The sequence below is a fragment of the Streptomyces sp. NPDC045695 genome, assembly GCF_056432025.1.
This window is the reverse complement of record NZ_JBWKJU010000008.1, coordinates 275,286-296,959: the sequence shown is the minus strand read 5'-3', so window position 1 is coordinate 296,959 and position 21,674 is coordinate 275,286. Positions and strand designations below refer to the sequence as shown.

General features: G+C 72.9%; 19 protein-coding genes, 2 tRNA genes and 1 pseudogene. 2 read left to right on the top strand and 20 right to left on the bottom strand.

Annotated features, from left to right (window positions below; all coding sequences use genetic code 11):
- Nucleotides 1-146 precede the first annotated feature (146 nt).
- Nucleotides 147-1,139: a DNA polymerase III subunit delta gene (gene holA / locus AC07DU_RS17375; RefSeq protein WP_479112136.1), complete on the bottom strand. Its 993-nt coding sequence runs from the start codon at nt 1,137-1,139 to the stop codon at nt 147-149.
- Nucleotides 1,140-1,212: 73 nt separating this feature from the next.
- Between holA and AC07DU_RS17370 the strand changes: the two genes are divergently transcribed.
- Nucleotides 1,213-1,455, top strand: coding sequence for a hypothetical protein (locus AC07DU_RS17370; RefSeq protein WP_479035387.1), 243 nt, complete (start codon nt 1,213-1,215; stop codon nt 1,453-1,455).
- Between the two features lie 23 nt (nt 1,456-1,478).
- Here the strand turns inward: AC07DU_RS17370 and AC07DU_RS17365 are convergent, their stop codons facing one another.
- The 14 genes and pseudogenes from AC07DU_RS17365 to AC07DU_RS17300 form a co-directional block, all read right to left on the bottom strand.
- On the bottom strand, nt 1,479-2,360 hold the full coding sequence (locus AC07DU_RS17365; protein ID WP_479035384.1) for a YceI family protein: 882 nt from the start codon (nt 2,358-2,360) through the stop codon (nt 1,479-1,481).
- Nucleotides 2,361-2,505: 145 nt separating this feature from the next.
- Nucleotides 2,506-4,731, bottom strand: a pseudogene (locus AC07DU_RS17360) (ComEC/Rec2 family competence protein); the annotation flags it as partial.
- A 146-nt stretch (nt 4,732-4,877) separates the two neighbouring features.
- On the bottom strand, nt 4,878-5,696 hold the full coding sequence (locus tag AC07DU_RS17355) for a ComEA family DNA-binding protein (RefSeq protein WP_479112134.1): 819 nt from the start codon (nt 5,694-5,696) through the stop codon (nt 4,878-4,880).
- A 338-nt stretch (nt 5,697-6,034) separates the two neighbouring features.
- Entirely contained in the window at nt 6,035-6,880 is an 846-nt protein-coding gene (locus tag AC07DU_RS17350; RefSeq protein ID WP_479112132.1) for a DegV family protein, read from the bottom strand.
- 85 nt (nt 6,881-6,965) lie between these two features.
- Complete coding sequence (locus AC07DU_RS17345; protein WP_479112130.1) at nt 6,966-7,676, bottom strand: hypothetical protein; 711 nt, start codon at nt 7,674-7,676, stop codon at nt 6,966-6,968.
- A gap of 129 nt (nt 7,677-7,805) precedes the next feature.
- Entirely contained in the window at nt 7,806-10,676 is a 2,871-nt protein-coding gene (gene leuS, locus AC07DU_RS17340) for a leucine--tRNA ligase (protein ID WP_453371465.1), read from the bottom strand.
- Between the two features lie 247 nt (nt 10,677-10,923).
- Nucleotides 10,924-10,996, bottom strand: a tRNA-Ala gene (locus AC07DU_RS17335).
- A gap of 131 nt (nt 10,997-11,127) precedes the next feature.
- Nucleotides 11,128-11,361 (bottom strand): hypothetical protein, encoded by a 234-nt coding sequence (locus AC07DU_RS17330; RefSeq protein WP_008738908.1) that lies wholly within the window; start codon nt 11,359-11,361, stop codon nt 11,128-11,130.
- Between the two features lie 143 nt (nt 11,362-11,504).
- Nucleotides 11,505-11,577: transfer RNA gene (locus AC07DU_RS17325), tRNA-Ala, on the bottom strand.
- Nucleotides 11,578-11,710: 133 nt separating this feature from the next.
- Nucleotides 11,711-12,367, bottom strand: coding sequence for a histidine phosphatase family protein (locus tag AC07DU_RS17320; protein WP_479112157.1), 657 nt, complete (start codon nt 12,365-12,367; stop codon nt 11,711-11,713).
- On the bottom strand, nt 12,364-12,810 hold the full coding sequence (gene rsfS, locus AC07DU_RS17315) for a ribosome silencing factor (RefSeq protein WP_360892944.1): 447 nt from the start codon (nt 12,808-12,810) through the stop codon (nt 12,364-12,366). The genes AC07DU_RS17320 and rsfS overlap by 4 nt, the downstream gene beginning before the upstream one ends.
- Nucleotides 12,811-12,917: 107 nt before the next feature.
- Complete coding sequence (locus AC07DU_RS17310) at nt 12,918-14,633, bottom strand: LCP family protein (protein WP_479112128.1); 1,716 nt, start codon at nt 14,631-14,633, stop codon at nt 12,918-12,920.
- Between the two features lie 24 nt (nt 14,634-14,657).
- Nucleotides 14,658-15,275, bottom strand: coding sequence for a nicotinate-nucleotide adenylyltransferase (nadD, locus tag AC07DU_RS17305; protein WP_360892938.1), 618 nt, complete (start codon nt 15,273-15,275; stop codon nt 14,658-14,660).
- Nucleotides 15,276-15,335: 60 nt separating this feature from the next.
- Entirely contained in the window at nt 15,336-15,503 is a 168-nt protein-coding gene (locus AC07DU_RS17300; RefSeq protein WP_360892935.1) for a hypothetical protein, read from the bottom strand.
- A gap of 140 nt (nt 15,504-15,643) precedes the next feature.
- On the opposite strand from AC07DU_RS17300, the gene AC07DU_RS17295 reads away from it, so the two are divergent.
- A complete protein-coding gene (locus tag AC07DU_RS17295; protein ID WP_453371463.1) occupies nt 15,644-16,714 on the top strand; it encodes a M48 family metallopeptidase in 1,071 nt (356 codons plus the stop codon).
- On the opposite strand, the gene AC07DU_RS17290 is transcribed toward AC07DU_RS17295, so the two are convergent.
- The 5 genes from AC07DU_RS17290 to proB form a co-directional block, all read right to left on the bottom strand.
- Complete coding sequence (locus AC07DU_RS17290; protein WP_479112126.1) at nt 16,698-17,867, bottom strand: SCO2583 family membrane protein; 1,170 nt, start codon at nt 17,865-17,867, stop codon at nt 16,698-16,700. The genes AC07DU_RS17295 and AC07DU_RS17290 overlap by 17 nt on opposite strands.
- 69 nt (nt 17,868-17,936) lie before the next feature.
- Complete coding sequence (locus AC07DU_RS17285) at nt 17,937-18,491, bottom strand: SCO2584 family spore wall biosynthesis protein (protein ID WP_360892929.1); 555 nt, start codon at nt 18,489-18,491, stop codon at nt 17,937-17,939.
- A 77-nt stretch (nt 18,492-18,568) separates the two neighbouring features.
- Nucleotides 18,569-19,846: a glutamate-5-semialdehyde dehydrogenase gene (locus AC07DU_RS17280; protein WP_479035360.1), complete on the bottom strand. Its 1,278-nt coding sequence runs from the start codon at nt 19,844-19,846 to the stop codon at nt 18,569-18,571.
- 197 nt (nt 19,847-20,043) lie between these two features.
- On the bottom strand, nt 20,044-20,445 hold the full coding sequence (locus tag AC07DU_RS17275; protein WP_453371485.1) for a hypothetical protein: 402 nt from the start codon (nt 20,443-20,445) through the stop codon (nt 20,044-20,046).
- 99 nt (nt 20,446-20,544) lie between these two features.
- Entirely contained in the window at nt 20,545-21,672 is a 1,128-nt protein-coding gene (gene proB, locus AC07DU_RS17270; protein ID WP_360892923.1) for a glutamate 5-kinase, read from the bottom strand.
- Nucleotides 21,673-21,674 lie beyond the last annotated feature (2 nt).

Here is a 21,674-nt window from a genome sequence, read left to right as displayed (position 1 = left end):
TCCTGACCGGCACCCCGCGCCGCACACGAAGCGTTCGCCACGCGGGTGCGGCGCAACCGAAGCAGTGACCGAAGGCCCCGGCCGCCACCCTTCCCCAGGGTGCCGGCCGGGGCCTTCGCGCTGCCCGGGACGGTCCGTGGCCTTTTCTAGGAACGGCGGGGGCGGGCCGCTCGGGCCACCGCCACGACGGCCTTCTCCAGGGCGTACTCGGGGTCGTCGCCACCGCCCTTGACCCCCGCGTCGGCCGCGGCCACGGCGCGCAGCGCCTCCGAGACCCCGTCGGCCGACCAGCCCCGCATCTGCTGGCGGACCCGGTCGATCTTCCACGGCGGCATGCCGAGGTCCCGGGCGAGGTCGCCCGGGCGGGCTCCGCGCGGGGCGGAGGCCAGCTTGCCGATCGCGCGGACCGCCTGGGCCAGGGCACTGGTGATCAGGACCGGCGCCACCCCGGTGGACAGGGACCAGCGCAGGGCTTCCAGGGCCTCCGCCGCACGCCCCTCGACCGCCCGGTCGGCGACCGTGAAGCTGGAGGCCTCGGCCCGGCCCGTGTAGTAGCGGCCGACGACCGCCTCGTCGATGGTGCCCTCGACGTCCGCGCACAGCTGCGTCGCCGCGCTCGCCAGCTCCCGCAGGTCGCTGCCGATCGCGTCGACGAGGCTCTGGCACGCCTCCGGGGTCGCCGACCGGCCCAGCGTGCGGAACTCGCCCCGCACGAAGGACAGCCGGTCCGCCGCCTTCGTCATCTTCGGGCAGGCGATCTCCCGCGCGCCCGCCTTGCGCGCCGCGTCCAGCAGGCCCTTGCCCTTGACCCCGCCCGCGTGGAGGAGGACCAGGATGATCTCCTCGTAGGGCGCGTCGAGGTAGGCCTTGACCTCCTTGACCGAGTCCGCGGACAGGTCCTGCGCATTGCGCACGACCAGGACCTTGCGCTCGGAGAAGAGCGAGGGGCTCGTCAGCTCGGCCAGCGTGCCGGGCTGGAGCTGCTCGGGGGCGAGGTCGCGGACGTCCGTATCGGCGTCGGCGGCGCGGGCGGCCGCCACCACTTCCCGTACGGCACGGTCGAGCAGCAGCTCCTCCTGCCCCACCGCGAGGGTGAGCGGGGCAAGCGGATCGTCGGTGGAATTCTTCCTGGTGGCCATCGCCTCCAGCATCCCACGCCGCACCGACAGTCCCCCGCGCCACCGCCCTCACCCGATCCTTGAGAATGGTCGGGTGAACGTGCGACATGTACTCGTCCTGCCCGACCGCGACGCCGCCGAGGAGGTGGCCCAGGAGGTCGTCGACCGCTTCGGCCTGCCCGAGGAACCGCAGTTGGTCCGCGACGCACTGGCCGGCGAGGACGACGCCGAGGACGCCCAGTGGCTGGTGGTCGTCGAGGATCCGCAGGAACGCCTTGAGCCCACCTCGCTGGACGACCTCGCCGCCGAGTACGAGGGCTGGCTGGAGACCTCGTAGGAGCCGGGGCAGTCCGCGGCCCGTCAGGCCTTGTGCACGATCTGCACGTCCAGGGTCACTTCCACACTGGAGCCGATCGCCGCGATCCCGTGGGCCAGCATCGACTGCCAGTTCAGGGTGAAGTCCCCGCGGTCCAGCTCGGTGGTGGCCCGGCAGGCGGCCCGCACCTCGCCCTCCATGCCCGTACCCAGACCCAGGTACTCGGTGTCCAGGGTGACGGCACTGCTGACCCCGTGCAGGGTGAGGGCGCCCGCCACGGCCCAGCGGCTGCCGATGCGGTGGATGAACCGTTCGCTGTAGAACTCCACCGTGGGGTGCCGGGCCGCGTCCAGGAAGTCCCCCGACCTCAGGTGGTCGTCGCGCAGCCGCGCCCCCGTGTCGATGCTCGCCGCATCGATGATCACGTGCATGGAGGAGTCCTCCATGCGTTCGGCTATCCGTACGGCGCCGGCGAACGTGTTGAACCGGCCGCGGATCCGGGCCAGGCCGATGTGCCGGGCCGTGAAGCCGATGGACGAGTGCGCCGGGTCGAGCTCCCAGTGACCGGGCTGCGGCAGCAGGGGCGGTTCGACCGCGTCGAGGACGATCTCCGCGGTCCCGGGCTGCGCCGGGTCCCCCACGAGCGTCGCCCCGTGGAACGGCGCGTACCCCTCGGCGGTGACGGAGAGCCGGTACTCCCCCTCCGGGACGGCTGCCGTGAATCCGCCGTACGGATCGGTCTCGCCCCGGACGATCCGGCGGCCGATCGGGTCGGTCACCTCGAAGGTGGCCTGGCGGACCGGCTGGTGGACCGTGTCGAGTACCCGGCAGCTGAGCAGACGCGCCGTCGGCGGAAGCGTCAGTGTCGCGGATGACCGCTGACTGGGACTTCCGGCCGTCTCCATCCCCCGTCGGCGACCGAACATGGTTGTTGCACCCCCGTGCTGTGTGGACTTGTACCGCTCTGGCGAGAACGAATTCGATCATGCTGTCGGGGCGGGGGCAAACAAGACGGTCTCCCCCGGTTCGACCGGGCCGCCCGCGCCGCCTCCGCCGCCTCTTGGCTGGAAACGCCCGCAGCCGCCCGCCGGTTCCGCTGACCGCGATCGAGCCGTCGGTGTCGGTGCGCAGTACGGTCGCCCCCAGGTCCCCCAGCCGGGCGAGCGTACCCGGTGCGGGGTGCCCGTAGCGGTTGGCCACGCCGACGGGGACGATCGCGAGCCGTGGCCGGATCCGGGCGTGCAGCCCGGGGTCCTGGTGCGCGGAGCCGTGGTGCGCGACCTTGAGGACGTCCACGGGGCCCAGGTGCGGATGTTCCCTCAACAGGGCCTGCTGTGCGGGCGGTTCGAGATCGCCGAGCAGCAGCAGTGTCAGCCCCGCGGCCCGTACCAGCAGGGCGACGCTCGCATCGTTGGGCCCCTCGGGCGGCGCTCCGGCGGACGGCGGCCACAGCACCTGCCACTCCAGCGGGCCGGCCCGGCGCCGCTCCCCCTGCGCCGCCCGCACCACCGGCACCCCGGCGGCCGAAGCGGTGCGGCGGACGAACTCGGCCTGCCCCGGCGGCTCTTCCAGACCGGTGACCTGAATCACCCCCACGGACCGGCCCCTCAGCACCCCGGACAGCCCTGCCACGTGGTCGGCGTGAAAGTGCGTCAGCAGGAGCATCGGCACCCGGTGCACCCCCAGGGCGCGCAGGCAGCCGTCCACCGCGACCGGATCCGGGCCCGCGTCCACCACCAGGGCCTCCCCCGGGCCCACGGCGAGTACGGCGGCGTCCCCCTGGCCCACGGCGCACTGGACGTAGCTCCAGTCGGGCGGGGGCCAGCCGGTGAGCGTACGGGTGAGCTGCGGTGGCCGCAGCACGGCGAGGAGCAGCAGCGCCGCGAGCGCGGAGCAGAGCCATCGCCGCCGCCGGTAGCGGACGCTCCCCACGCCTACGACGGCCACGGTCGCGGCGGCCAGCAGCACGCCTCCGGTGAGGCCGCCCGGCCAGGGCGACTCCGCGCCCGGCAACCGCGCCCCGGCCCGGGCCACGGCCGCGATCCACCCGGCCGGCACCCCGGCGCACCGGGCGAGCACCTCCGCGGCGGGCATCCACAGCGGCGCCACCGCGAGCGCCGCGAAGCCCAGCACCGTCGCCGGACCCGCCGCGAGCTCGGCCAGCAGATTGCACGGCACCGCCACCAGGCTGACCCGGGCCGCGAGCACGGCGACCACCGGCGCGCACACCGCCTGGGCGGCTGCGGCGGCCGCCAGTGCGTCGGCGAGCCGGGGGCCCATCCCCCGCGCCCGCAGGGCTTCGCTCCACCGGGGGGCGAGGGTGAGCAGGGCCCCGGTGGCCAGGACGGAGAGGAGGAAGCCGTAACTGCGGGCCAGCCACGGGTCGTAGAGCACCAGCAGCAGAACGGCGGCGCCCAGCGCGGGAATCAGCGACCTGCGCCGCCCGGTGGCGAGGGCCAGCAGGGTCACCGCTCCGCAGGCCGCGGCCCGCAGCACGCTCGGCTCCGGCCGGCACACCACCACGAACGCCAGCGTCAGGCCCGCCCCGCACAGGGCGGTCGCCCGCAGCGAGAGCCCGAGCCGGGGCGCCAGCCCGCTCCGCTCGGCCTGCTGCGCACGGGCCGGGGGCCCGATGAGCAGGAACAACACCACGGTCAGGTTGGACCCGGAGACGGCCAGCAGGTGCAGCAGATCGGTGGCCCGGAAAGCCTCGTGGAGATCGGGCGGGACCCTGGAGGTGTCCCCGACGACCAGCCCGGGCAGCAGGGCCCCGGCGTCCGGCGCGAGCCCGGCGGTGGCCTCGCGCAGCCCGGCCCGCAACCGCCCCGCGAGCCGCTGCGCCCGGTCCGGGCCGCCGCTCACCCGGGGCGGGGTGTCCCCGGCCGGGCGCAGCAGCGCCACGGCCCGCTCCCCGCCCCGCGCCGGCGCCAGCCGGGCGACCACGGCCAGGCGCGTGGAGGGCAGCAGCCCGGCCCAACCCGGATGCCCGGCCAGCACCCGCACCGGGGTGCGCACCCGGGTGCTCTTCCCGTCGGGCCCGCTCACCCGGGTCACCACCGCGTCCAGCAGCACCACCGGTGGCCCGCTCCCACCGCGGGCGGCCCTCGGGTCGGAGGCGACGGTGAGCTCGGCGAGGACGCGGGCATGGTCCCGGGCCAGCCCCGCGACCGGTCCGGCGCGGGCCTCGGCCCGCTGGAGCCCCGCCACCCCGGCTCCCGCGGCCGCGCACAGCAGGGCCGCCGCCACGGCGGGGACGACCCTCCAGCGCGGCCCCGGCCGCCGACCCGCCCCCAGCATCAGCAGCCCCGCGCAGACCACCCCGAGCCCCACCCCGACGGCGGTCGAACCGGCGGGCGCGTCCAGGGCGAGGGCGGCCGCCGCCCAAGCGGCCACGGCGGGCACGGCGAGCCGGAGATCCGCCGGGCCCCGCCCCTCGGACCCGTTCACGGCCGCACCAGCTTGCGCAGGTCGGCGAAGCGCCTCTCCCCGATGCCGGTCACCTGGCGGAGTTCCTCCACGGAACGAAATCCCCCACGGGCGGTGCGGAAGTCGACGATGTGCTGCGCCAGCACCGGTCCGACCCCGGGCAGGCCGTCCAACTGCGCGACCGTGGCCGTGCCCAGGCTGAGCGGACCGGCGCCCGAGCCTCCCCCGACGGGCCCGCCCGGCGGCGGTGGCGCCGGGCCGCCCACCCACACCTGCTCCCCGTCCACCAGCACCCGGGCCCGGTTCAGCCCGGTGGTGTCCGTGCCCGGGCGCACTCCCCCGGCGGCGGCCAGCGCGTCCTCCACCCGCGAACCGGCGGGCAGGCGCAGTACCCCCGGCCGCAGGACCTTGCCGCTGACGTCGACGACGATGCGCGCGGCGGCCCCGCTCGCACCGGCCCCGGCCCCGGCACCCGCACCGGCCCCGGGCGGCACGGTCGGCCCTGCGCCCACAGCGGCCAGGGCCGGTGGGGGCGCAGGCCCCGGAGCGACCACTGCCGGGGCGGTCACCGGCCCCGGCCGGGCCGACCAGAACTGCTGCGCGGCGAATCCGACCGCGGCGACCAGCACCACCGCGACGGCCGCAACCGTGCGCGGCTCCACCCCGCACCGGGCCTGTAACCACAGCGGCAGCCGCTCCCGCACGGCCAGCCATCGCGCGTCCCCGGCCGACAGCCCGGCCGCGCCCTCCGGCGGGGTGTGGGGCTCGGCCCCGGCTTCCACCGCGGCCGGCGGGCTGCTGCCGCCCAGCAGGGCTTCGGCCCTCAGCCTCACCACGTCCGGCTCCGGATGAGCAGCCCGACGCCCCGAGGGCCCGGCCGGGTCCGAACGGCCGGGGTGGTCCGACCGACCGGGCTGGCCCGGATCACCGAGCCGACCCGGAAGGCCAGAGCCGCCAGGGCCGCCAGGGCCGCCACGGCGGCCACGGCGGTGCCGCAGACGGCTGTCGGAGAGACGGGAGCGACCCGGGCCGCTGGTGGCGCCCGACGGATGGGGGGTACGTGTGCGAAGAGTCATGCCACGACCGTAGGGGCGCCTCCCGAAGCCCGCTCGGAGGCTTCAATTCCGGTGGACAACCGACCCGTTGTGGATAACCCGGCCACTCGTTCCGGTGATCAGCGAGGTGAGACGACCGCCGCCAGCAGCCCCGGCCCGGTGTGCGCGCCGATGACCGCGCCGACCTCGCTGACGTGCAGCTCGACGAGACCGGGGATGCGCTCGCGCAGCCGCTCGGCCAGCTTTTCGGCCCGCTCCGGGGCCGCCAGGTGGTGGACCGCCACGTCGACGCTCGCGGACCCGGCCCGCTCGACGGCCAGTTCCTCCAGGCGGGCGATGGCCTTGGAGGCGGTCCGCACCTTCTCCAGCATCTCGATCCGCCCGCCCTCCAGTGTCAGCAGGGGCTTCACCGCCAGGGCCGAGCCGAGGAGCGCCTGCGCCGCCCCGATCCGGCCGCCGCGGCGGAGGTAGTCGAGAGTGTCGACGTAGAAGTACGCGGACATGTCCGCCGCCCGCTTCTCGGCGGCGGCCACGGCCTCGTCCACGCAGCCCCCCGCCTCGGCCACCTCGGCGGCGGCGAGCGCGCAGAACCCGAGCGCCATCGCGACCATTCCCGTGTCCACGACGCGTACGGGCACCGGCGCGGTCCGGGCGGCGACAACGGCGGCGTCGTAGGTGCCGGAGAACTCCGCGGACAGGTGAAGACTGACGATGCCGGTGGCGCCGGCCTGCGCCGCCTCCCGGTAGGCCTGGACGAACTGCTCCGGGCCGGGGCGCGAGGTGGTGACCGAGCGGCGCTTCTGCAGGGCCATGGCCAGGCTGCGCGCCGAGATCTCGGTGCCCTCCTCAAGCGCCTCTCCGCCGAGCACCACGGTGAGCGGGACGGCGGTGATTCCGTGCCGCGCCATGGCCGGTCGGGGCAGGTAGGCCGTGGAATCGGTGACGATGGCGACATGGCGGGACATGAGCCGGAGGTTACCGCCAGTGGGGGCGTGACGGCAGCCCGGACTCATCGTCGGGGCTGTGCGGCGGCCTTGCGGGGGGCTGGACCTACGTCGTGCTCTCCGGCCGCCGGGCCTTCTCCCACGGATACGGGGTCGCCGGAACGGCCGGGTTCAAGGCGGCCGGCCGCGCCTGTGCGTTCCCCTGCCCCTGCCCCTGCGCCTGCGCCGCGTCCCACGCCGCGGCCGCCGTCGTCAGGTCGTCCACCGGCCCGCGCGACCAGTCCCGCAGCGCGCCCGACTCGACCTCGATCTGGGCCGCCAGGACGGACAGGTCGTCCTCCGCGAAACGGCGGGCCCGGTCACGCGCCGCCCACCGCAGCGAGTCGGCGGCCTGCGTGATCTTGGCCGTTCGTTCCCGCAGGTCGGGCAGCCTGTCCGCGATCCGCTTGCGGTCAGGATCCTGCTCGAGCCGCTTCAGCTCGTCGTCCAGTTCACGCCCGTGTGCGCTCAGCCGCTCGAACAGCGCGATCGATTCCTTCAGCGAGGCGTCCGCCTTGGCCCCGTCGTGCAGCGCCTGCTGCGTGGCCCGCAGCGAGGTCCTCAGGTCGAGCCGCAGCTGCGCCAGCGCCCCCGGGACGCCGACCTGGCCCAGGCTCTTCGCCTTCAAGGTGGTGTCCTCCACCGTCCGGCGGGCCTGCGTCAGGGTGCGGTCCACGCCGCGCTTGGCCGCCCCCACCACCTTGACGGTCGCGTACACGCCCAGCCCAAGGAAGGTGAAAAGCACCATCAGCGCGAAGATGATCAACGCGACCTCCATGAGTGTCCCTTCCCAAGTCCCGCGCGTCGTGTCCGTCCCCTCCACCGTAAACGCCGCGGGCAGGCCGGGGGTTCCCATCGAACCCCCAACCTGCCCGTACGGGATGTCCCCCATGGGGAGCGGGTGACGTCAGATGACGATGTTCACCAGCTTGGGCGCGCGCACGATCACCTTGCGGATCTCCGCACCGCCCAGCGCCGCGACGACACCCTCATCGGTCACGGCCAGCTGCTCCAGCTCCGCCTCCGAGATCGTCGGCGGGACCTCCAGCCGCGCCTTGACCTTGCCCTTGACCTGCACGACGCAGGTCACGCTCTCGTCCACGACGTACGCCGGGTCCGCGACCGGGAAGTCCTGGTGGACCACCGAATCGCTGTGACCCAGCCGGTGCCACAGCTCCTCCGCGATGTGCGGGGCCAGCGGGGCGACCAGCAGCACCAGGGACTCCGCGACGGAGCGCTCCAGGGGGCGACCGGCCTTCGTCAGGGCGTTGTTCAGCTCGGTGATCTTCGCGATGGCGGTGTTGAAGCGCAGCCCGGCCAGGTCCGCACCGGCCCCGTCGATCGCCTTGTGCAGCGCGCGCAGGGTGTCCTCGCCCGGCTCGCCGTCGACGACGGTGACGGCGCCCGTCTCCTCGTCGACGATGTTGCGCCACAGGCGCTGCAGCAGCCGGTACTGGCCGACGACGGCCCGGGTGTCCCACGGACGCGAGACGTCCAGCGGACCCATCGCCATCTCGTACAGGCGCAGCGTGTCGGCGCCGTACTCCTCGCAGATCTCGTCCGGGGTGACGGCGTTCTTGAGGGACTTGCCCATCTTGCCGTGCTCACGCTTGACCGGCTGGCCCTGGTAGAAGTAGCCGCCGTCGCGCTCCTCGACCTCGGCCGCCGGGACGTACACACCGCGCGCGTCGGTGTAGGCGTACGCCTGGATCATGCCCTGGTTGAACAGCTTGTGGAACGGCTCCGCCGAGGAGACGTGCCCCAGGTCGAAGAGGACCTTGGACCAGAAGCGCGCGTACAGCAGGTGCAGCACCGCGTGCTCGGCGCCGCCCACGTACAGGTCGACACCGCCGTGCGGAGCGCCCTCGCGCGGGCCCATCCAGTACTGCTCGATCGCGGGGTCGACCAGCGCCGACGCGTTGTGCGGGTCCAGGTAGCGCAGCTCGTACCAGCAGGAACCGGCCCAGTTCGGCATGGTGTTGGTCTCGCGCCGGAAGGAGCGGGTGCCACGGCCGTCGCCCAGGTCCAGCTCGACGTTGACCCATGCCTCGTTACGCGAGAGCGGGGTCTCCGGCTTGGAGGTGGCGTCGTCCGGCTCGAAGGTGCGCGGCGAGTAGTCCTCGACCTCCGGCAGTTCCAGCGGCAGCATCGACTCGGGCAGCGCGTGCGCGACGCCGTCCTCGTCGTAGACGATCGGGAAGGGCTCGCCCCAGTAGCGCTGGCGGCTGAACAGCCAGTCGCGCAGCCGGAAGTTGACGGTGCCCTCGCCGATGCCGCGCGACTCCAGCCACGCGGTGATCGCGGCCTTGGCCTCGGCGACGTCCAGGCCGTCCAGGGAGACGCCCTCACCGACCGAGTTGACCAGTACGGCGTCGTGCGCGACGAAGGCGTCGTCCCACTCCGCCGGGTCGGTGCCGCGCCCGTCGGTCGGGGCGACCACGCAGCGCATCGGCAGCTCGAAGGCGCGCGCGAACTCGAAGTCGCGGCTGTCGTGCGCCGGAACGGCCATGATCGCGCCGGTGCCGTAGCCCATCAGCACGTAGTCGGCGATGAAGACGGGAACCTTGGCGCCGCTGACCGGGTTGACCGCGTACTCGCCGGTGAAGACGCCGGTCTTGTCCTTGGCCTCGGCCTGCCGCTCGACGTCCGACTTCGAGGCGGCCTGCTTGCGGTACGCGGCGACGGCCTCCGCCGGCGTGGCGTGCCCGCCGGTCCACACGTCGTGGGTGCCCTCGGGCCAGGCGGCCGGGATGAACTTCTCCACCAGCGGGTGCTCGGGCGCCAGCACCATGTAGGTGGCGCCGAACAGGGTGTCGGGGCGGGTGGTGAAGACGGTGATGGCCTCGTCGCCCAGCGCGAAGTCGACGCGCGCGCCCTCGCTGCGGCCGATCCAGTTGCGCTGCTGCAGCTTGATGGCCTCGGGCCAGTCCAGCGCGTCCAGGTCGTCCAGCAGCCGGTCGGCGTACGCGGTGATCCGCATGTTCCACTGGCTGAGCCTGGACTTGAAGACGGGGAAGTTGCCGCGCTCGGAACGGCCGTCGGCGGTGACCTCCTCGTTGGCCAGTACGGTGCCCAGCCCGGGGCACCAGTTCACGGGCGCGTCCGAGGCGTACGCCAGCCGGTACTCGTTCAGTACGTCGGCCCGCTCGCCCGCGCTCAGTGCGGCCCAGTCACGGCCTGCGGGAACCTCGCGGGAGCCGTTCTCGAAGGCGGCGACCAGCTCGGTGATCGGCCGGGCCTTGCCCGCGTCGGCGTCGTACCAGGAGTTGTAGATCTGCAGGAAGATCCACTGCGTCCACTTGTAGTAGTCCGGGTCGATGGTCGCGAAGGACCGGCGCTTGTCGTGGCCCAGCCCCAGCCGGCGCAGCTGGACCTTCATGTTCTCGATGTTGGCCTCGGTCGACACGCGCGGGTGCGTGCCGGTCTGCACGGCGTACTGCTCGGCCGGCAGGCCGAAGGCGTCGAAGCCCAGGGTGTGCAGGACGTTGTGGCCGGTCATCCGCTGGTGGCGGGCGTAGACGTCGGTGGCGATGTAGCCGAGCGGGTGGCCGACGTGCAGGCCCGCACCGGAGGGGTACGGGAACATGTCCATGATGAACTTCTTGGGCCGTGCGACCACCGACGGGTCCCCGGCCAGGTCACCGGTCGGGTTCGGGGCCTCGTAGGTGCCCTGCGCGTCCCATACGTCCTGCCAGCGTGCCTCGATGTCGGCGGCCATGGCAGCCGTGTAGCGGTGCGCCTCGGCCGCCTCGGGGGCCGGGGTGTTCGTCTCGCTCATGATTTCTGAAGCTCCATCGATCGTCTCTGCCGTCTCTGGCTGCCCAAACGAAAAAACCCCTCGCACAGGAGGGGGCGCCGCGCCGAGGCCGACCGTCTCGTGGGGTCGGTACTGATCAGCGCGGCTCGGTAAGCAGAAGGCGTACGGCACGCATGGCGTCAGGGTACCGCAGCACCGATGGCGCCCGCTCGGACGACCGCACAACGAGAAGCGGGCCACCCGATCCGGGTGGCCCGCTTCTTCACTGTGGAGCTAAGGAGAATTGAACTCCTGACCTCCTGCATGCCATGCAGGCGCTCTACCAACTGAGCTATAGCCCCTTGTTCTGCTTGCCGCTTCGGTTCCCCTTGCCGGTTCCCCTTGGCGACGTCCCAAACATTACACGGTCATGGCCCTGGTCCAAAAATCGGTTTCCGTGCACCACGGGCCATGTCCGCTTTGATCCGAATTGTCACGCTCTCGCAAACTGATAGAACCGCTTCAGCGTGCAGTGCTCGTCGAGCAGCCGCCCGTAGATCGGCTCCCCTTCCAGCTCTCGGTACGTCTCGATCGGGTCGCCCTTTATGATCAGCGCCCGCGCGCATTCCTCGCACCAGTACTGGTAGTCGGGGTTGACGGGGTCCATGTCCCGCACGATCGGCGTGCCGTTGTTGCACCAGTCGCACCGGCGCCGGTGTGCACCCATCCGTCAGCGACTCCCTCCCGCGTCGGGGCCGTGATCTCCCCTCCGGCGGTCCGATTCTGCCATGCCGGCGCGGGCCGGGTCAGCAAACGCAAAGGGCACAAAAACAAGGATCCCGCCCCCTGTTGGGGACGGGATCCTGATTGTGGAGCTAAGGAGAATTGAACTCCTGACCTCCTGCATGCCATGCAGGCGCTCTACCAACTGAGCTATAGCCCCGCTCTCCGCCGCGCTCCCCCCGTCTCCGGTGTTCCGCGCTGCGAACAAGAAGAACTCTAGCCTGTGACCAGCCGGAAAGTGAAATCCGGGTGGCGGCCCGGGCAGGGAGCGCCGGGGAACGGCAGTGAGCTGCTCAGTCGTCGTCGCCGAGCACCGGTTCCGGCAGCGTGCCGGCGTTGTGCTCCATCAGACGCCAGCCGCGCGCGCCCTCACCGAGGACGGACCAGCAGCAGTTGGAGAGCCCGCCCAGGCTCTCCCAGTCGGACGAGTCCAGGCCCAGCAGGCGCCCGATCGTCGTCCGGATGGTGCCGCCGTGACTGACCACGACGAGGGTGCCGTCGTGCGGCAGCCGGGCGAGGTGTTCCAGCACCACCGGCGCGGCGCGGTCGGCGACCTCGGTCTCCAGTTCACCGCCGCCCCTGCGGACCGGCTCGCCGCGCTTCCACGCGGCGTACTGCTCGCCGTACTTCGCGAGGATCTCGTCGTGCGTGAGGCCCTGCCACTCACCGGCGTACGTCTCGCGCAGCGCCGCGTCGTGTGCCACGGGCAGCCCCGTGACGGCGGCCAGCTCGGCTGCCGTGGCGGAGGCGCGCTGCAGGTCGGAGGCCACGATGGCGTCCGGCCTCAGCGAGGCGAGCAACCGCGCGGCGCGGCGCGCCTGGCCCACACCCGCCTCGGTCAGCTCGATGTCCGTGGAGCCCTGGAAGCGCCGCTCCAGGTTCCACGCGGTCTGGCCGTGCCGCCAGAGGACGATCTTCCTACCGGACTTGCCCGAGGTGGTCGCGCTCAGAACAGATCACCGTCCTGGTCCTCGTCGCCCGCCGCCTCACGCAGCTTGGCGTGCTCCTCGGCCTTGCCGAGGGTCAGCTTGGCGTCCTCGGGGAGCTCGATCTCGGGGCAGTCCTTCCACAGGCGCTCCAGCGCGTAGAAGACCCGCTCCTCGCTGTGCTGGACGTGGACGACGATGTCGATGTAGTCGAGCAGGATCCAGCGGGCGTCCCGGTCGCCCTCGCGGCGCACCGGCTTGGCGCCGAGCTCCTTGAGCAGGCGCTCCTCGATCTCGTCGACGATCGACTTGACCTGGCGGTCGTTGGGCGCCGAGGCGAGCAGGAAGGCGTCGGTGATCGACAGCACGTCGCTGACGTCGTACGCGATGATGTCGTGCGCGAGCCGGTCGGCCGCGGCCTGGGCGGCGGCGGTGATGAGCTCGATGGAGCGGTCCGTGGCGGTCACTGGCCATGCTTTCGGGTTGGCGGGCAGATCCATACAAGGGTCTCACGTACCGCGGACACCGCCCGCGCGGAGCGTCCCGCGCGGGCGAAGGCGTCTGCCGGAGCCGCTCAGGACCCCTTGTAGTCCTTGCCCAGGATGACCACGACGTCCGCGTTCACGGCGTTCTCGGCCTTCTTCACGACCGTCTCGGGCAGCCCCAGCGTCTTGGCGACGTCGATGGCCCGGTCCCGCTGCGCGTCGTCCTGGTACGTGATCTGCGAGGCGGCCGCGGTCTTGTCGGCCTTGCCGCCGTCGACGAAGGTGTAGCCGCTGTTCATCAGCGCCGCCTTCGCCGCGACCTGCGTCTTCTCGTCGCCGTTGGCGTCCTTGAGACCGACGCGCGGGGCGGCGCCGGGCTGCGCCTGCGCGGCCGAACCGCCCAGCACCTCCTTGACGACACCCTTGTTCGCCTCGTCCGTGAGGGCGCCGTCCGGCTTCACCGCGAGGAGGTCGGTGCGGTACGCGCCCACCTTGGCGTGCGCGCCGAGCCGGGACAGCAGGGCGCCGAGCGTCTGCGCGTTCAGGGCCGGGTCGAGGATCTGACCGATGCTCTCGACCATCACGGCCGCCGCCTTCGGGTCGCCCGGGACCTTGCGCAGGACCGCCTGGAGGACCTTGCCCATGCGCTCCAGCTGCTTGGCCTCCGGCTCGCCCTGGCCCCGGTACGTGGCGTACGCGACGGCCATCGGGCCGCTCAGGCTCTGCTTCGGGCCCTGTGCCACGGCCGGGGCCTTGACCGCGTCGTCGGCCGGGACCGCGGCGTCGGTGTCGACCTCGATGCCGCCGACCAGCTCGACCAGGTTCTCCAGGAAGGGGGTGTCCAGGCGCCAGGTGCCGCCGATGCGGGTGCCGAGGACGGAGTCGAGTGCCTCGCGGGTGCCGAGGCCGCCTTCTTCGACGGCCTTGCCCAGGGACGTGGCGGTCCCGTCCTGGTGGGTGACGGCGAGGGCGTTCGGCAGCAGGACGGTCGCGCCCTGCTTGGTGGTGACGTTGTCGACGAGCAGCGCCGAGGCGGTGCCGCCCTTCTTGGTGTTGTGCAGGTGGACGACGATCATGTCGCGCTTCTGCGCCGCCGGATCTGCGCTCGCGGCGTTCTTCTTCTGACCGGGGCCGTCGAGGAACGGCAGCCCGCCCGCGTACCAGAGGTAGCCGAGGCCGCCCACGGTGAACAGGGCGAGGACGACGATCAGCGCCACCACCCGGTTGCGGCCGCGGCGGCGGGCCTCCTCGCGGCGCTCGGTCCGGCTCTCGGTGAACTTGAGCCAGTCGATGACGTCCTCGGACTCCTCGTCCGGCTGGTCGATGAAGGCGAACATCTCGGTGCGGTAGTCCCGGCCCGCCTCGGGCTCGCCGTCGGGGCGGCGCGGCTCGGGGCTACGCGGCTCGGGGACGTGGGCGACCGGCCGCTCGGCGGGGGCCGGGGGCGCGGGCCGCGCCTCGGGCTCCGGTGCGGTCTGCTGCGGGATCCACTGCTGGGTCTGCTGCGTGTCGTACCCGTACGCGGGGGCCTGCGCGTACTGCTGCTGCGCGTACTGCTGCCCGTACTCCTGGGCGGCCGGCTGCTGCGGGTAGTACGTCTGCTGCGGCTGCTGCGGTTGCTGGGGCTGCTCGCCGTAGCCCTGGTAGTCGTAGCCGTAGCCGTACTGCTGCTGTTCGTACTGCGCGGGGGGCGGAGCGGGCTGGGCGGGCGCCTGGCCGTACACCGGCCGCCCGTACGCGTCGTAGCCGATGAGCTGCTGCTCCTGGGCGGCATACGGGTCGTACGGATCCTGTCGGTCGTTCACCGCGGGGCCCCTCTCTCCGGAAGCTCAGGCTCCCCGGTACAGCTCACGCTTGTCGATGTAGCGCACCACGCCGTCCGGCACCAAATACCAGACAGGATCCCCCTGGGCGACCCGCGCACGGCAGTCCGTGGACGAGATCGCCAGCGCGGGCACCTCGACCAGGGAGACGCCGCCCTTGGGCAACCCGTCGTCGGTGAGTACGTGGCCCGGCCGGGTGACACCGATGAAATGGGCGAGCGAGAAGAGCTCGTCGGCGTTCCGCCAGGTCAGGATCTGTGCGAGCGCGTCGGCACCCGTGATGAAGAACAGGTCGGCGTCGTCGTTCAGCGCCTTCAGGTCCCGCAGGGTGTCGATCGTGTACGTCGGCCCGCCGCGGTCGATGTCGATGCGGCTCACCGAGAACTGGGGGTTCGAGGCCGTGGCGATGACCGTCATCAGGTAGCGGTCCTCGGCGGGCGAGACCGCCCGCTGCGACTTCTGCCACGGCTCGCCGGTCGGCACGAACACCACCTCGTCGAGGTGGAAAAGGGCGGCCACCTCGCTGGCGGCCACCAGGTGTCCGTGGTGGATCGGGTCGAACGTCCCGCCCATCACGCCGAGCCGGCGCTTGACCGGACCGGTAGGCATCTCCTGCTCTCCCATGAGCGCAGAGCCTACTGGCCCGGCGGACGGTGCGGTCCCGGCGGGCTCAGCGGTCGCGGTTCAGCGGTCGCGGTTCAGGCGCGTGGTGACCCAGAGCATCAGCAGCAGGATGACGAAGGCGCCGCCACCGGTCAGGTAGGGGTTGAGGCTGTCGTGGTTGCCGCTGTGCTGCTCGGCCCCCTCCGAGGCGAGGACGACCAGGTTGTGGGCGGTGGAGGAGAGGCTCATCAGGCAGGTACCTATCGAGTCGGGGAGCGGGCGGAGACTTCGCTCACATCGTATGCGGGGGCCTGGGGCACGCTCACGCCGACTCAGGCGTTGGAGAGGATAGACGCAAGGTCGGTCAGGTCAATCCAGGGGAGGGCGCTATGACGGAGACGGGATTCGAGAAGGCACCGGCGCGGGACCGCAGGAGGTTCCCCGGTATTTCCTCGCGGGCGTACGAACATCCGGCGGACCGCTCCGCCCTCGTCGCCCTGCGCAGGCTGAGCGGCTTCGACACGGTGTTCAAGGCCCTGAGCGGGCTGCTCCCGGAGCGCAGCCTGCGCCTGCTGTTCCTGTCGGACTCCGTGCGGGTGGGCGAGACGCAGTTCCCGCACCTCTACGACATGCTCCGCGACGCCTGTCACATCCTGGACCTGGAGAAGGTCCCGCAGATGTACGTGCAGCAGGACCCGAAGCCCAATGCCATGTGCATCGGCCTGGACGAGCCGATCATCGTGGTGACCACGAGCCTGGTCGAGCTGCTCGACGAGGAGGAGATGCGGGCGGTGGTGGGCCACGAGGTGGGCCACGCGCTGTCGGGGCACTCCGTGTACCGCACGATCCTGCTGTTCCTGACGAATCTGGCGCTGAAGGTCGCGTGGATCCCGCTGGGCAACATGGCGATCATGGCGATCGTGACCGCGCTGCGGGAGTGGTTCCGCAAGTCGGAGCTTTCGGCCGACCGGGCCGGGCTGCTGGTGGGCCAGGACGTGCAGGCCTCGATGCGGGGCCTGATGAAGGTCGCCGGCGGCAACCACCTCCACGAGATGAACGTGGACGCCTTCCTGGCCCAGGCCGAGGAGTACGAGGAGAGCGGCGATCTGCGCGACTCCGTCCTGAAGATCATGAACGTGCTGCCCCGGACGCACCCGTTCACCACCGTGCGCGCGGCCGAGCTGAAGAAGTGGTCGGAGAACCGCGACTTCCAGCGGATCATGGACGGCCACTACCCGCGGCGCGAGGAGGACAAGGACACCTCGGTGTCCGACTCCTTCCGGCAGTCCGCCGCGCACTACGCCGACTCGGTGCGCACCAGCAAGGACCCGCTGATGAAGCTGGTCGGCGACCTCGCCGGTGGCGCGGGCGACCTGGGCGGAAAGCTCCGGGACCGGTTCACCGGCACCGGGCCGGCCAACGGGTCCGAGGGCAAGGGCGGGACTACGGGCCAGGGCTGACGGGCGGGGCCGGCGGGGTCTGCGGGGTCGTGGGCTGCGCCAGTACGCCGCACAGCCCGGCGGTGCGCCGCGGCCGGCCGCTGACGTACGGGTCGCTCGCGGGCGGGCCCACCGTCGTCGGCCCCGCGCCCGCCAGGAGCGGGCGGAAGCCCGCGGCGGGGTCGGCGGAGCAGTCCTGCGGTCCGGCCATCACATGGGCCGAGGCCAGCTCCAGCCGCCGGGCTGCGAGGTCCCCGCGGTCGAAGCGGATCCGCAGCTCGCGCCGGAGGGTGAAGAGCGAGGCGCCGTCGGCCGCGGCCGGGGCTCCCGTGGCCGGGCGTACGGCGTAGACGAAGGTGTGGTCGGTGGTGACCTCCAGCACCTCCGGGGTCAGCTCCTCGAAGGCGAGGGTTCCGCTCACCCGCACCCGGGGGTCGGCCACGACGGCGGTGGACGGGTCGAAGCGGACCAGCCAGCCGGTGGCCGCGTGCCGGCCGTCGCCGGAGGGCGAGGTCATGCTGCGGTCGAACTGCGCCAGCTGGTCCGGGTCGAGCAGGACGCGCACGGGCCGGGAGCCGGCGCCCGACAGGACGTCGGGGTCCAGCGAGGACTGCACCAGGTAGTCCTTGGCGATGGACAGCGCGGTGATGACCTGGACGTCGGTGAAGTGGGGCGTGCGGCGCACCGCGGGCAGGGTGATCCCGGCCGCCCCGACGCGGTAGTCGGCCGCGGGGCTCTGCCCGTACAGCTCGGCCGGCCGCCCGCCGGGCACGGGGGTGACGGGCGCGAGCGGGACCACCGTGCTGCTGAGCGCCTCGGCGGGTGAGCCGGGCGGGGGCACGTAGGGGTTGCGCAGCCCGAGGTAGACGGCGGCGGCGAAGGCCGTGGCGATGAGCAGCACGAGCAGCATGCCCTGGCGGGCGGCGCGGCCCGGGGTGCCGGTCCCGGACAGGGAGCCGCCGCTGGACCACAGGGAGCGGCTGCGCACGGCCCGGGCGTGCTCGCCCATGCGCTCCTGGGCGGAGTACTCCTGGAGCCGGGCAGCGCGGACGAAGTCCTCGTCGAACACCACCGACCGGTACTCGTCCGAGCGGTACTCGTCCGACCGGAATTCGTCGTCGCCCCCGCCCATGCCCTCGGGGGTGCCGTTGGGTGGATCTCCTGGCACGGCCATCGCTTCTCCCCGCTGTCCCCGCTTCAGAGAAGCCCCCAGCTCCGACGTGTGCGAGTGGGGTCGTTACCTTCAGGGTTGGCGGTCGGAGGGGTACGTAAACGCGCCGACGCCGGTGACTTCGCGCAGCGGGGTGCTGGCGGGCGCCGGGGCGGGCTCCGCCTCGCCCGAGGCGCTGCGGTAGACGGCGCTGAAGGCGAGCGCGACCATGCCGAGGCCCATCACGAAGGCGAGCACCCAGGCGACCGGGCGCAGCCAGGGCGAGCGGCCGCGGTAGGGGCGCAGGCTGCCGCCGTAGGCTCCGTAGGGGCCGTCGGGGTAGCCGTAGCTGCGGTCGTGGTCCCAGCCGTGGTCGTCGGTTTCGTACCCCTCGGGGTAGCCGTATCCGTAGCCGTCGTAGTCGTCGTCGCCCGTCCAGCCGCCGGCGACGGCGCGGGCCGCTTCGGCCTCCGCGCGGGCTCGGTCGGCCGCCCGCTGGCGCTCGGCGGCGCTCGGTTCATGGAACTCGGCATTCCGGACGAAGGCCTCGTCGAACACCACGGAGGCGAAGTACTGATCCGCGCCTCCGCGGTCGTCGTCGGGCTCCCCGTCGTCCGGGAACGGCTTGCCCCCCACGTCGTCCGGCACAGGACCACCCTAGACCCGGGGGGCGCCTTTGGGCAGGGTGTGCGCCGCATTCCGGCCACACCGTGTCCAAGGACCGGCTACCTGACGTGACCGTCGCCGGTGACGATGTACTTGGTGGAGGTGAGCTCGGGAAGGCCCATGGGGCCCCGGGCGTGCAGCTTCTGGGTGGAGATGCCGATCTCGGCGCCGAAGCCGAACTGACCACCGTCCGTGAACCGGGTGGACGCATTCACGGCAACCGTGGTCGAGTCGACCAGCTGGGTGAAACGGCGTGCGGCGGCCTGCGAGGTGGTCACGATCGCCTCGGTGTGACCGGAGGTCCAGCGCCGGATGTGGGTGACGGCGTCGTCCAGGGAGTCCACGACGCCGGCCGCGATGTCGTAGGAGAGGTACTCGGCGGCCCAGTCCTCGTCGGTGGCGGGCAGCGCGGTGACCTTGGTGCCTTCGGCGGCGGCGAGGACCCGGGCGTCGCCGTGGACGGTGACGCCGGCGTCGGCGAGCGCGTCGAGGGCGCGCGGCAGGAAGGCGTCGGCGATGTCGCGGTGGACGAGGAGGGTCTCGGCCGAGTTGCAGACGGAGGGCCGCTGGGCCTTGGAGTTGATGAGGATGTCCACGGCCATGTCGAGATCGGCCTGGGCGTCGACGTAGACGTGGCAGTTGCCGGTACCGGTCTCGATGACCGGAACGGTGGACTCCTCGACCACGGTCTTGATGAGGGAGGCGCCGCCGCGCGGGATGAGGACGTCGACCAGCCCGCGGGCGCGCATCAGCTCGCGGACGGAGTCGCGGGACTCGCCGGGGACGAGCTGGATCGCGTCGGCGGGCAGGCCCGCGCCGGCGACGGCGTCGCGCAGGATGGCGACGAGCGCGGTGTTCGAGGAGTACGCGGAGGAGCTGCCGCGCAGCAGGACCGCGTTGCCCGACTTCAGGCAGAGGGCGGCGGCGTCCACGGTGACGTTGGGGCGGGCCTCGTAGATGATGCCGACGACGCCCAGCGGGACGCGGATCTGCCGGATGTCGATGCCGTTGGGGAGGGTGTTGCCGCGGACGACCTCGCCGACGGGGTCGGGGAGCGCGGCGACGTCGCGCACGTCGGAGGCGATGGCGGCGACGCGCTCCGCGGTGAGGGTCAGGCGGTCGATGACGGTCTCGCTGGTGCCGGCGGCGCGGGCCTTGTCCGTGTCCACGGCGTTGGCCGCGATGATCTCGGCCGTACGGGCCTCCAGCGCGTCCGCGATCGCCAGCAGGGCGGCGTCCTTGGCGGACCGCGGGAGTGGGGCGATGGCCGCGGCGGCGGTGCGGGCGGCTTGCGCGGTGGCGAGGACGGGCGAGGTGGCGGCATCGAGCGAGGTCATGCCGCCAGGGTAATCCCCCGCCGGTATCCCGCCGATGGGGTTTCACCCCCCGAGACGGCCGTCCCGGGCGCCGCTGCACCGGCCGGGCGCTGCCCGGACCCGGACCCGGTCCCGGGACGCCGGGCGGCTGCAAGGACCTGGGGCTCCGCCCCAGACCCCGCGCCTCAAACGCCGGCGGGGCTGGATCTGCGCGGCGTTCAGTAGGGGTGGACGCCCACCGGGTGGGCCGGGGGCGGCCCGTAGCCCTCCGCGACCCGCAGGTGGTAGGTGGCCCGGTCGATGACCTCCAGCCCGACGATCTCCCAGGGCGGGAGGTTCGCCGAGGAACGGTGTTCGCCCCACAGGCGCAGGGCGACGGCCGCCGCGTCGTGGAGGTCGCGGGCCTCTTCCCAGTAGCGGATCTCCGCATGGTCGTCGGCGTACCGGCTCGTGAGCAGGAAGGGGTGGTCGTGGGCCAGCTGTTCCAGCCCGCGCCGGACCTCGGGCAGGGGGGCGGGCTTGCCGGAGACGCTCAGGGTCACGTGCCACAGGCGTGAGGAGTGGTGCTGCTCTTCCCCGCCCCCGACGCCGTCACCGTCCCCTGCGCCTACGCTGGTCAGCGCTCGTCTCACCAGCCGCCTCCTGTCTCCGCCGCGTGCGTCGGTCCGCCTTCACAGTTGACCAGTCCCTGGGCCGCCGCGCTGCGGTTTTACCGAACCTCAGCCCTCCAGCAGGACCAGATCGTCCCGGTGGACGACCTCCCGTTCGTACGCGGGTCCGAGTTCCCGCGCGAGCTCGCGAGTGGAGCGGCCGAGGAGCTGCGGGAGCTCCTTGGCGTCGAAGTTGACGAGGCCCCGGGCGACGGCCCGGCCGTCGGCGGAGCGCAGTTCCACCGGGTCCCCGGCGACGAAGTCTCCCTCGACCGCCGCGATCCCCGCGGGCAGCAGGGAGCTGCCGCGCTGGGTCACCGCGCGGACGGCTCCCTCGTCGAGCACCAGGTGGCCCTGCGGGGTCGACGCGTGCTGGAGCCAGAGCAGCCGGTCCGCCGAGCGGCGCCCGGTGGAGTGGAACAGCGTGCCGGTCCCCCGCCCCGCCAGGGCGTCGGCGGCCTGGCTCGCGGAGGTGAGGACGACGGGGATGCCCGCCGCGGCGGCGATCCGCGCCGCCTCGACCTTGGTGACCATGCCTCCGGTGCCCACGCCCGCCTTGCCGGCGCTGCCGATGGAGACGTGCGCGATGTCCTCGGGCCCGTGGACCTCGTCGATGCGGGTGGTGCCGGGCAGGGACGGGTCGCCGTCGTAGAGGCCGTCCACGTCGGAGAGCAGGACGAGGAGGTCGGCGCGCACGAGGTGGGCGACGAGGGCGGCCAGGCGGTCGTTGTCCCCGAAGCGGATCTCGTCCGTGGCGACGGTGTCGTTCTCGTTGACGACCGGGAGTGCTCCCATGGCCAGGAGCTGGTCCAGGGTCCGGTAGGCGTTGCGGTAGTGGGCGCGCCGGCTGGTGTCGTCCGTGGTCAGCAGGACCTGGCCGACGCGGACGCCGTACCGGGCGAAGGAGGCCGTGTAGCGGGCGACGAGCAGTCCCTGGCCGACGCTGGCGGCAGCCTGCTGGCGGGCCAGGTCCGTGGGACGGCGGCGCAGGCCGAGCGGGGAGAGTCCGGCGGCGATGGCTCCGCTGGAGACGAGCACGATCTCCTTCTCGCCGCCGCTGCGCGCCTTGGCGAGGACGTCGACCAGCGCGTCCACCCGGTCGGCGTCGAGTCCGCCGGCCGCGGTGGTCAAGGAGGAGGAGCCGACCTTGACCACGATCCTGCGGGCGCCTACGACATCTTGCCTAGCCGCTGACACGT